The organism is Mycobacterium sp. (assembly GCF_032162105.1).
In the GTDB taxonomy this organism is placed as follows: Bacteria; Actinomycetota; Actinomycetes; order Mycobacteriales; family Mycobacteriaceae; genus Mycobacterium.
Genome location: NZ_JAVRPS010000457.1, coordinates 1 through 10184 on the forward strand (window position 1 = coordinate 1; position 10184 = coordinate 10184).

At 66.4% G+C, this 10184-nt stretch carries 12 protein-coding genes and 2 pseudogenes; 7 read left to right on the forward strand and 7 right to left on the reverse strand.

The features are described 5' to 3' along the window. Positions 1-85 precede the first annotated feature (85 nt). The 3 genes and pseudogenes from QOC69_RS23450 to QOC69_RS23460 form a co-directional block, all read right to left on the reverse strand. A complete protein-coding gene (locus QOC69_RS23450; RefSeq protein WP_526444112.1) occupies positions 86-1264 on the reverse strand; it encodes an RNA polymerase sigma factor in 1179 nt (392 codons plus the stop codon). Positions 1265-1290: 26 nt separating this feature from the next. Beyond that, positions 1291-1698: a YciI family protein gene (locus tag QOC69_RS23455; RefSeq protein WP_526444090.1), complete on the reverse strand. Its 408-nt coding sequence runs from the start codon at positions 1696-1698 to the stop codon at positions 1291-1293. Between the two features lie 153 nt (positions 1699-1851). After that, positions 1852-2166: pseudogene (locus QOC69_RS23460) on the reverse strand (transglycosylase family protein); the annotation flags it as partial. A gap of 402 nt (positions 2167-2568) precedes the next feature. Here QOC69_RS23460 and QOC69_RS23465 point away from each other — a divergent pair. Continuing rightward, entirely contained in the window at positions 2569-2703 is a 135-nt protein-coding gene (locus tag QOC69_RS23465; RefSeq protein ID WP_526444092.1) for a hypothetical protein, read from the forward strand. A 55-nt stretch (positions 2704-2758) separates the two neighbouring features. Continuing rightward, positions 2759-3124, forward strand: coding sequence for an Hsp15 family ribosome-associated heat shock protein (hslR, locus tag QOC69_RS23470; protein WP_526444094.1), 366 nt, complete (start codon positions 2759-2761; stop codon positions 3122-3124). Between the two features lie 51 nt (positions 3125-3175). Here the strand turns inward: hslR and QOC69_RS23475 are convergent, their stop codons facing one another. Beyond that, entirely contained in the window at positions 3176-4615 is a 1440-nt protein-coding gene (locus QOC69_RS23475; RefSeq protein ID WP_526444096.1) for a cytochrome P450, read from the reverse strand. A gap of 72 nt (positions 4616-4687) precedes the next feature. Between QOC69_RS23475 and QOC69_RS23480 the strand changes: the two genes are divergently transcribed. After that, positions 4688-5338 (forward strand): TetR/AcrR family transcriptional regulator, encoded by a 651-nt coding sequence (locus QOC69_RS23480; protein WP_526444098.1) that lies wholly within the window; start codon positions 4688-4690, stop codon positions 5336-5338. 62 nt (positions 5339-5400) lie between these two features. Here QOC69_RS23480 and QOC69_RS23485 read toward each other — a convergent pair whose 3' ends face one another. Further along, entirely contained in the window at positions 5401-5814 is a 414-nt protein-coding gene (locus QOC69_RS23485; protein WP_526444100.1) for a hypothetical protein, read from the reverse strand. A gap of 38 nt (positions 5815-5852) precedes the next feature. Next, a complete protein-coding gene (locus QOC69_RS23490; protein WP_526444102.1) occupies positions 5853-6479 on the reverse strand; it encodes a hypothetical protein in 627 nt (208 codons plus the stop codon). A 330-nt stretch (positions 6480-6809) separates the two neighbouring features. Here QOC69_RS23490 and QOC69_RS23495 point away from each other — a divergent pair. From QOC69_RS23495 to QOC69_RS23510, 4 genes and pseudogenes are all read left to right on the forward strand, one after another. Continuing rightward, positions 6810-7340: pseudogene (locus QOC69_RS23495) on the forward strand (TetR/AcrR family transcriptional regulator); the annotation flags it as partial. A gap of 75 nt (positions 7341-7415) precedes the next feature. Then, positions 7416-7577, forward strand: a complete 162-nt coding sequence (locus QOC69_RS23500) for a hypothetical protein (protein ID WP_526444104.1) — start codon at positions 7416-7418, stop codon at positions 7575-7577. A gap of 411 nt (positions 7578-7988) precedes the next feature. Further along, positions 7989-8741, forward strand: coding sequence for an alpha/beta hydrolase family protein (locus tag QOC69_RS23505; protein ID WP_526444106.1), 753 nt, complete (start codon positions 7989-7991; stop codon positions 8739-8741). Between the two features lie 287 nt (positions 8742-9028). Then, positions 9029-9439 (forward strand): hypothetical protein, encoded by a 411-nt coding sequence (locus QOC69_RS23510; protein WP_526444108.1) that lies wholly within the window; start codon positions 9029-9031, stop codon positions 9437-9439. A 26-nt stretch (positions 9440-9465) separates the two neighbouring features. Here QOC69_RS23510 and QOC69_RS23515 read toward each other — a convergent pair. Then, positions 9466-10184, reverse strand: a 719-nt coding sequence (locus tag QOC69_RS23515) for an MmyB family transcriptional regulator (RefSeq protein WP_526444110.1), incomplete at its 5' end; no start/stop codon positions are given.

A 10184-nucleotide genomic window follows, 5' to 3' on the forward strand; every position in this document is an offset into this window, starting at 1 on the left:
TAGCTAGAAACCGCGGTTGTCGACGTCGACGGTGACTGCTCACTGTTGCGCTGCTCCACCCGGAGAGGTTTGGCAGATAGGTAGCCTACGACTCCCAGGCCGATCTCATCGGTCGGCTCACCCCCCGCAGCGCTTGGTTGATCCGCGCTGCCTGCCGGGTGAGGTGGTGACGTTCGGCGAGGTTGGGGGCCGACCGGGCGGCGTCGGCATACAACCGTGCTGCGGTTGCAAGGTCGCCCGCCTTCTCGTGCAGGTACGCCGCGGCGGCGGTGTGGCGGGGCAGGTCACGGTCCACCGTGGCCAAGGCCGCCAGACCGGCTGTCGCGCCATCGGCCTCGCCGATCGCGATGGCTCGGTTGAGCTGCACGACGGGGCTCTCGGTGAGGCGGAGCAGTTCGTCGTACCAGCTGACGATCTGCACCCAGTCGGTCTCCTCGGCGCGCGGCGCGTCGGCGTGCAGGGCGGCGATGGCGGCCTGTGCCTGGAACTCGCCGAGTCGGTCGCGGCCCAACGCGGTCTGCAGTACGGCGACTCCTTCGGTGATCATCGAGGTGTTCCAGCGGGAGCGATCCTGCTCGGTCAGAGGGACCAGGCTGCCGTCACTCCGGGTCCGCGCTTCTCGCCGGGCGTGGTGCAGCAGCATCAACGCGAGAAGTCCTGCGGTCTCTGGGTCGTCGGTCATCGACACCAACTGCCTGGTGAGCCGGATCGCCTCGGCGGCCAGGTCGACATCGCCGGTGTAGCCCTCGTTGAAGATCAGGTACAGCACCCGCCGCACGGTCGCCAAGTCGCCAGGTTCGGTGAATCGGACGTCGCGGACCGTCCGTTTGGCCCGGCTGACGCGCTGCGCCATGGTCGCCTCCGGCACGAGGTAGGCCTGCGCAATCTGGCGCGTAGTCAATCCACCGACGGCGCGCAGCACGAGAGCCACCGCGGACGACGGGGTCAGTGAGGGATGCGCGCACAGGAAGAAGAGTTGCAACGTGTCGTCGGCGGTCTCGGTCGGTCCCGGCGGCGGCTCGACCGCGACGCGCTCCTCCCTGTCGCGACGTGAGGCCTCAGACCGATGGGCGTCGAGGAACTTGCGCCAGGCGACGGTGACCAGCCAACCCTTGGGGTCGGCCGGCCGCTTCTCCGGCCAGGTCAGCGCGGCCTGGATGAGTGCTTCCTGCACTGCGTCCTCGGCCGCCGCGAAGTCGACTCCGCGATGCACGATCACGCCGATCACTGCGGGAGTCAGCTCCCGAAGCAGCAGTTCATCCAGCACCTGATCTGACCTGGCCGGTCCGGTCATTCGTTGACCGTCAGGTGCGCGCCCAGGAATGGGCGCAGTTCGAGCCACTCGTGGATCGGCTTTCCGCCAGCCCCTGGGGCTGCCGACAACTCGCCGGCGAGTTCGAGCGCACGCTCGTAGGTATCGACGTCGATCACCATCCAGCCGGCGATCAGGTCCTTGGTCTCCGCGAAGGGTCCGTCGGTGACCGGCGGTCGGCCCTCCCCGTCGTAGCGGACGAACGTGCCCTCAGGCGAGAGCGCCTGGCTGTCGACGTACTCACCGGTGCCCTCGAGCCGTGCTGCGAAGTCGTTCATGTACTGCACGTGGTCGTCGATCTCCTGCTGCGTCCACTGGTCCATCGGGGTGCCGTTCACGGGCTCGGGGGCGCCGCGGTAGTGCTTGAGCATCAGGTACTTCGCCATGGTGGTCTCCATTTCTCGTGATGGGCCACTTTGGCCTCATCTACCCCTGGAACGGAGCCGCTACGCCGATCTCGACATCCCAGGGCCACATCTTGGTCAGGTGTTGCTTTGCCGAATGGACAAACCAGGCGTCGGCCGGGGACCGACCCGCGGTCACGTGAAGGGATTGAGCAGCACGTTGCACAAACGGGGCAGATTCCCGAGAGGAATCCAGGCCACCAACGCGCGGCAAGTCCCAGCCGCCGTGCCCATTGGACCGCCGCAGACCGGCCAAGCTCCGAGCCCTTGGGTGTCCAGCACGTTGCGCGCAACCCGTATTTGCTCATCGCGACTCGCGGCGGCGGGTGATCCGACACCCCCGTTCGCGGCCCACGTGGCGGGGGTGAACTGAAGTCCGCCGTAGAAGCCGTTGCCGGTGTTGGCTGACCAGTTTCCACCTGATTCGCATCGAGCCATTGCGTCCCAGTTGGGTTCAGCCTGAGCAGACGGGACGTTCAGGACGATTTGAGCCATGGCGATCGCACCGGTCATCGCGAGCACCGTGGCGGCCTTGCGCACACGCATGTCGATCCCTTCGTCAGGCCGTGCGGGGGTGCGCACGCCAGTAAAGGCCAGGGCGAGAGACGAATTGATTCCCTCCGCTCGGTCGCGTTACAGAGTTTACCGATGAGGTGTGAGTTAAACAGAGGTGCTAATGAGTCTAATTATCTTCTCTGAGTTTATTTAATAGTTATGCGTCTCACGAGGCCAATGAGGCTCGCCGGGCGCATCCGTGCGGAGCATATAAGTGCAGGTCATCGAGGTGTGGTCACGATCGCATGAGGGCGGCGGTCGCACTCGCCACCGGCGTGCAATTTAGTAAGCCGTTATGTGGCGGTTGATGATATTGGTGCTTGTGGTTCTGAAGTGCTGGGTGTGGATGAAATGAGTGCTGATGCCCATGTTATTGCTGGGGCAGATGTGAATTTTGTGAATTGGAGTCAAGGCAACGTCCACGATGCCTGAGCCCCCGTGTCGCCGGAAGGCGACGAGCGCCGGTCGGCAGTCCATGATGGATGTCATGGAGTCGACCCGCCTGGATCGGTGGTTGTGGGCGGTCCGGCTGACGAAGACCCGGCCGGACGCTGCCGCGGCGTGCCGAGGTGGGCACGTGCGGGTCAACGATCGGCCGGCAAAGCCGGCGACGACGGTATCCCCCGGTGACGAAGTGCGCGCCCGGGTGGGTGACACGACGCGGATCGTCGAGGTGGTACGGGTGATCGAGAAGCGGGTCGGTGCGGCCGATGCGGTGACCTGCTACCTCGATCGAACGCCCGCGCCGCCGCCGACCTCCGTCGTTCCGGTGGCGGTCCGTGATCGCGGTGCCGGACGGCCGACCAAACGGGACCGTCGGATTCTGGACAGGTGGCGCGCGAGCCAAAGGTGAGCCGCGAGCACGTCGCCGGGACGGGTCGCCACTAGGCGTGGACGTCTCACCTCACCTCACCGCTTCGCGCGGCGTACGGCCAGGCCCGGTGATCGTGGGGGTACGCCGACTGAGCGTCAGCTCGAAGCCCTGTGGCATCAACGTGAGCCGCTCGCTCACTCGCAGCTGGTATGCCAGGTCCCCTGCAACGTCATACCGGTGCAGAAGCCGCGCCAGCACCAGAACCGCCTCGTGAAGCGCGAACTGGCGACCGATGCAGGAGCGTTGGCCGGTACCAAAGGGCTTGTAGGCATGTGGGTTTCGGCTCACTGACCGTTCCGGCAGGAACCGGTCAGGGTCGAATTCGGCTGCGTCATTGCCCCATGCCGCCGGGTCCCGGTGCACCAGGGGCAGCAGCACGATCGCCCAGTCCCCCGACCGCATCAGCCACCGGCCGCCGATGGTCGTGGTCTCCCGCGGGCCGCGTCCGAACCCGGGCGCCGTCGGCCACAGCCGGAGCGCCTCGTCGAGGCAACGGCGTATGTACCGGAATCGCGCCACCTCGTCGTACGCGGGTTCGGCGTCGCGGTCCGGACCCAGAATCGCGTCGGTCTCCTCCTGTGCCCGACGGAGCGCGTCCGGATGGCGCGCGAGGTAGTAGAGCGTGAATGACAGTGCGCCGCTGGTCGTTTCGTGGCCGGCCACCAGGAAGGTGAGGATCTGGTAGCGGATGTTCAGGTCGGTCAGGCTCTCGCCACTGTCCGGGTGTGCGTTGTTCAGCATGATCGCGAGCACGTCGTCGCCGGTAGCGTGACCGCTGCGGCGGCGCGCAGCGATGATGTCGTCGACGAAACTCTCGACGAACGCCAGTTTCTTTGCGTTGCGCCGCCGCAGTTGGCGTTTCAGCAGCCCGGACCCGGGCATGGTCGACAGCGCGCCCATCCGCTGCCCGGTCTTGAGGGCGGTGATCATCGAGTCGACGAACGGGTGTCGGCGGTCGCTGTCGAAGGATCCAAAGTCTTGACCGAAAGAGGTGCGCCCGATGGTCTCCAACGTCAGCCGGGTCATGTCCGCCGACACATCCACGGGACCCTCCTGGCGGTCCCAGTGGTCGAAGAGCTCGGCGGCCACCTGCAGCATCACCGGGTGGTACCGCTGCATCGCGGTCTTGGTGAACGCCGGCATCAACAGGTCGTGCGCGAGCTGCCAATTGGGTTCGTGGTCGTGCGCCGTGAACAGGCCGTCGCCGGCGAACTCCCGCAGGCCTATCAAGGCGGGCGGGAGGCTCTTGTGAAATCGCTTCTCGTCGCACACCTCCTGGGCGAGGTCGGCGCCGGTGATCAATACGAACTTCTGGTCGAACACCTTGAACTCGAAGATCGGCCCCCGTCCCTTGGCCGCGGCCATCACGCCCGCGAGCGGTCGGCGCGGATCAATCCCAAGCAGGTCGCCCACGATCGGCAGCCGTCGAGGGGGGTGCGGAAAGGTGCTGCCCGACCAGTCGTTTCGCATGAGCACTCCCTATTGGATCTCGGTTCAGTAATACTTGCGCGCTACTGAACCCATGTCAAGTAGTGTGTGGCCATGGCACGCATTCGACTGGCTCCCGAGCTTCGTCGTGCGCAGCTGCTGGATCTCGGCGCCGAGCTGTTTGCCGCGGAGCCCTACGAGCGGGTGCACATCGAGCGGGTCGCAGATATGGCGGGTGTCTCCCGTGGGCTGCTCTACCACTACTTCCCCACGAAGGCGGCATTCTTTGCCGCGCTCATCGAGCGCTCGTCCGGACGCCTGATGGCGGTGAGCGTTCCCGACCCTGCGCTCTCGCCGCTCGAGCAGCTCCGCCACGGGATCGACGCCTACCTCGCGCATTGTCGAGCCAACTCCCACGCCGCCCGGGCGGTGCACCGGGGCGCAGCCAGTGCCGATCCAGACGTCGTCGCGATCATCGAGCGCGGCAATCGCGCTCAGGAAGAGCGGATTCTTGGTGCGCTGGCGGCGAATCCCCATCCGCTGGTGGTCATCGCCGTGCGTGCCTGGCTGCGGTTCCTGCGTACTGCGTGGCTGGAGTGGATCGACCGACCCGAAGTGCCGCTCGATGAGATACGCGAGATGTGCGTGGCCGCCCTTGTCGGAGCGCTGAGCGGGCTGCCAGAGAACGCCAAGCCGGCGTTGCTGGACAGCATCGTCGAGGCGAGCCCCATCCGTGACGAGACCGTTCGAACGTCGAGTGGATGAAGGATTTCCGCTGACCGACGCCGAGAATTACCGGCAGTCGAAACTCCGCCTAGGTGCGCTGGCTAGCCGGCCGGCGGGAATAGTGGCGGGCGGCAGACGTTGGCGGTCGGATCCCACCACCAGCCGTTGTCGCATGCGAGCGGTTGTGGCCCGACGCCGAGCGGCCGGCAGACGTTGGCCGTCGGGTCCCACCATTGCCCACCCTCGCACGCGAGCGGTTGTGGCCCGACCCCCAGCGGCCGGCAGACGTTGGCCGTCGGGTCCCACCACTGGCCAGGCTCGCATGGCAGAGCCATCGGCGCGTCGGGCGGCCGGCACACGTTCGCCTTGGGATCCCACCAGTCGCCGTCGTCACATTGCGCCGAGCTCACTGCCGGCGTCGCGATGGTCACGGCCGCCATCGTCGCCAATGCCATCACCATCGTCGCCAACGCCATCATGACGACGGGCCCCAGTCGGCGAACGAACGTCCTCATCGGAGGCCTCCCCTAGGTGGTCAAACCTTGGCCGGGGTTTAGGGCGTCGGGAGAACCGGCGCGACCGGTGGTGGTGCGGCTGGATCTGGTGGCGCGGCTGGATCGGGCACCGGAGGCGGCCCGTACCCGGGCGGCGGTGGCCCGTTCAACGGGTAGTACCCGGGCGGCAGAGCTGGCCCGCCCGAATGGTTGTCAGTCGGCGGAGGCCCGTTGGACCCGGGGTCGGTCAACGACACGTATCCGGGCGGCAGCTGCGGCGCCGGACCGGCTCCGGGCGGCGGTGGCGTTCCTTCGAGCGGCTGGTCGGGCGCCCCGGTGATTGAGTACGGGTCCTGGGCCTGGTGCCAAAGATCCCTGAGGCTTGCGAGCGGGCCGGACCCGGTCTTACCCGAGCCGTACACGGGGTTGGCGATCTCCGGCACCATTGGCGGCCCGGCGGGTGGTGGCGCGGGCGGAGCCACCGGCCCATCCGCAGACTCCACGACGGGCTGGCCGGGAGGCGGGGTGGGCGCATCAGGACCCGTTGGCACCGGCGTCGGGTAGAGCACTTCCGGATCCGCTCCGGCCTGGCTGGCCATGGCGAGTGCACCGCCGGCGATGATCAACCCCGCGACCGCGATCCTCGCGGCGTTGGCGGCTGGTGTGGCGCGCTGTCGTTCGGTCATGAATCCTGGTTGTCCTCTCTGGTGGCGCCCGCGAGGACTCCTTTGCAGGAGCGGCTCGGGAGCGCCGGACCCGACCTCCGAGCAAGGCTAGCGTCTTCCCCCTGCGGCGTCACCTCGTTCAAACGCCCAGCCGTCACTCGCGGCCACGGAATGTCGGGCGCATTGGCCGTGATCGTGCACGGAATAGGGTTCCGCTGTGGACGGATACACGAGCTACGACGCCATGGGGTTGGCCGAGCTGATCCGGTCCGGTGAGGTCACGCCCGCTGAACTGCTTGAGGCGCGGACGCCGGCGGCCGCGGTCAATCCGCGGATCAACGCAATCGTGGTCGACGTCCCGACGCCCGGCGCAACGAGGAGGCCGTCGTCGCCGCGGCCTTCGTTGCCTCCGGTGTCGACGTGCCCGTGCGTGACATCGCAGCCGCAGCCGGCGTCGGCACCATCTACCGGCACTTCCCGACGCAAGCCGACCTCATCGTCGCCGTCTACCGCCACCAGGTCGAGGCGTGCGCCGATGCGGGTCCGATCCTGCTGCGCGACAGCAACTCTCCGCATGCCGCCCTGTCGAACTGGATCAACCTCTTCGTGGATTTCCTGGTCACCAAGCGCGGTCTGGCCAGCGCATTGCAGTCCGACTCTGCCGCGTTCGAGACACTGCATGCCTACTTCCTCGACCGCCTCGTCCCCGTCTGCGCCCAGCTGCTCAAGGCCGCCGCTGCGGCGGGAGAGATCGTTCCCAGCGTCGATGCCTACGGACTGATGCGTGGCATCGGCAACATCTGCATCGGCGCGGACGCCGACCCCAACTACGATGCGCGTCGCATGGTGCAGCTCGTCATCGCAGGGCTGCGCCAGCGGTAGGAATGGCAGAATATTATCTACAGTCGTCATTGCTGCCACTGTTGGGTGTGCAGCAAACGTCGGATAGTCGATGGCATGGCAGATGCAATGACTCTCGTGCTCCTGATGGCGATGATCCTGGCACCCGTCGGGTTGTTGACGGTCCTCGCCACCCGGTGTGCGCCGCACGTGCTCGCTGAGCGGGTACATCAGCAGGTTCCGGCGAAGAACCCCTACCCCGGGCAGCCCATTCGCTGATTCGTCACGGCGAGTTTCGCCCGTTGCCGTGAGTGGTGACCTCCACCTCCGTGGGCACGGTGTTGTGCGCCGTCGCGTCGTTATGGGCTAACCGTCGGGCTGTGGCCGACCGTCGATCGCGGCACTTTGCGCGCGGGTGAGTTCTGTGCGAAACCGGTACACGTTCCCAGATGTCCAGCGACGCACGGAACACCGTTCATCGTGGGTACGGGGCCACCGGAAACCACCGTTGGTGCACCGTTGTAGGCGGACTCGCCGTCCGCGGTCGCCGTCGGGGCGACGGCAGTCAAGATCGCGAAACCGCCAACGACGACCAGCAACAGAGGTCGGATGTGGATCGCCATCGCCCTCACCCCTTCCCTGCGCGAAGAATACATTCGTGCTTCTGGTCGTGGTGACAGGATGATGCGCGTGGCAGAGCCAGTCTCCTTCGTTAGCACCACCGGGCCCAGCTTGGCGGGCATCATCGACGTCCCGCAGGGCGAAGTGCGCGGATGGGGTGTGTTCGCCCACGGATTCACTCTCGGCAAGGACTGCCCGGCTGCGAGCCGGATCTGTAAGCAGCTCGCCAGCGAGGGCATCGGCATGCTCCGCTTCGACAATCTCGGCTTGGGCGGCTCCGAGGGTGACTGGGGGGACGGATCGTTCTCCCACAAGGTCGCCGACACCGTGCGCGCAGTGGAGTTCATGAACGAGTTGGGCCGGGAGGTGCGGCTCCTCGTCGGGCACTCCTTCGGGGGCGCGGCCGTAATCGCCGCCGCGCACGAGTGTCCGACCGTGGAGGCGCTGGCGAGCATCGGGGCACCGTATGAGCCCGCCCACGTCGAGCAGAACTATGACGCTCTCGTCCAGCGAATCGAGGCCGACGGCGAGGCGCCGTTCCTCATCGGCGGCAAGGCACTAACCCTGAAGCGGCACTTCATCGAGGACGTCCGCGCCGCCGATCTGCGGGAGCGGATCAGAACTCTGCGCCGGGCTCTGCTCGTCATGCATTCACCGACAGACAACACGGTTGGCATCGCAAATGCGAGCGAGATCTTCCGTGCCGCCCGGCACCCCCGCAGCTTCGTCTCGCTCGAAGGTGCCGACCACCTCCTCACCGGGAAGAACCAGGCTGCGCGTGCGGCCCGAATCATCAGCGCCTGGGCCGATCCGTATCTATGACGCAATTGCGGCCTGCTCTTCGACCAGATCAACACCGTGAGGAGTCCACGTGACGAGAGAGGGAAGCGTCCGGACCGGGAACCGGACGGTCACTTATCTTGAAGCTGGTGACCGTGACGGACCCCTCGTACCGCTGAATACCTCGATCCCGCGCGCCTCGTCCATGTCACGTGCATCGCTGGTGGCAACTACGGGACCTTTGGGGCGAACTGGCCGCGAGGTATCTCAGTAGCCAGGATGCGCTTGGCGGTCGCCTGGCGCTTCACCTCCACCCGGGGTTCAAGCTCATGTACGAGCTACTTGGTATGAGCGCCAAGCACTTTGAGGATTCTTACGCCAAGGCGATCACGAAGACGGTGAGTGCTGCGGATCGGGAGGTACTGGCTGACGAGGAGGTCATGCAGTCGTTTCTCGATGCATCTCGGGAATGCTTTCGCCACGGAGCGGACGGACTCGTCGTCGACGCCACGATGCTGTACGAGGCGTGGCCGTTCGACATGACTAGCGTGACGCGCCTGGTGCACTTCGGGCGCGACGACGACACCCTGGTGCCCGAGGCCATCAACAAGACGGTGGCGGACCAGACCCCGGGAGCCATCTGGCACCCGATCAGCGGTGGTGGTCACTTCATTGCCGTCAGTCACGCGAACGACATTCTCGCGCTGGCGGCGAATGACCTTGCCTCGGCGCCGAGGTGAATGCAGGGCTTACCGCAGAATCGTTTTCAGCCGTTCACCGCGGCCGGGTGCGCCCAGCTCGCCAACAATTTCAGCCGTTCCTCGGACACTGATCCGGGTTGCACCGTGGTCACCCACAGCGTCTGCTCCGGGTCGTCCGTTGCGGTGAATGCCTCATATCCGAGTTCCAGATCGCCCACCAGGCCGTGGTGGCAGTTTCTTACCCCGTAGGTGTGCTGATCCACGTCGTGGTCGGCCCACCAGCGACGGAAGTCGGGATCCTGCACGGACAGCTCACCCACGAGTTCCGCCAGCGCTGGGTCATGCGGGTAGCGGCCGGCGTACAGACGCAGGTTGGCAACGATGCCTTGGGCCGCCGCGGGCCAGTCCGTACAGACCGAGCGCACGTGGTCGTCCAGGAAGATCAGCCGGGCCATGTTGCGGAAACGCGGCGGCAGCGCGTCGAAGTCCGTGTACAGCGCTCGGGCCAGAGAGTTCGAGGCGAGCACGTCCATGCGTCGGCCCAAAACGAGCGCGGGCAGGTCGGCGATGCTGTCCACCACCAGTTGCAGGCCAGGGCGGACGTGTTGTGGAGGAAGGGCGCGCGGTTTGGCGCGGCTCGGTTTGGCGAGGGTGAAGAGGTGGGTGCGTTCCAGATCGTTGAGGTGCAGGGCGCGAGCGACGGCGTCCAGCACCGACTCGGACACGTTGGCGGTGCGGCCGCGTTCCAAACGGACGTAATAGTCCACGCTGACACCCGCCAACT

Bases quoted from the DNA above. Each gene is read 5' to 3' on its own strand.
- QOC69_RS23500 (WP_526444104.1), top strand. From the start codon at position 7,416: ATGGCAGATGCAATGACTCTCGTGCTCCTGATGGCGATGATCCTGGCA.
- hslR (WP_526444094.1), top strand. From the start codon at position 2,759: ATGGAGTCGACCCGCCTGGATCGGTGGTTGTGGGCGGTCCGGCTGACG.
- QOC69_RS23485 (WP_526444100.1), bottom strand. From the start codon at position 5,814: ATGAGGACGTTCGTTCGCCGACTGGGGCCCGTCGTCATGATGGCGTTG.
- QOC69_RS23490 (WP_526444102.1), bottom strand. From the start codon at position 6,479: ATGACCGAACGACAGCGCGCCACACCAGCCGCCAACGCCGCGAGGATC.
- QOC69_RS23475 (WP_526444096.1), bottom strand. From the start codon at position 4,615: ATGCGAAACGACTGGTCGGGCAGCACCTTTCCGCACCCCCCTCGACGG.
- QOC69_RS23480 (WP_526444098.1), top strand. From the start codon at position 4,688: ATGGCACGCATTCGACTGGCTCCCGAGCTTCGTCGTGCGCAGCTGCTG.
- QOC69_RS23455 (WP_526444090.1), bottom strand. From the start codon at position 1,698: ATGGCGAAGTACCTGATGCTCAAGCACTACCGCGGCGCCCCCGAGCCC.
- QOC69_RS23510 (WP_526444108.1), top strand. From the start codon at position 9,029: ATGTACGAGCTACTTGGTATGAGCGCCAAGCACTTTGAGGATTCTTAC.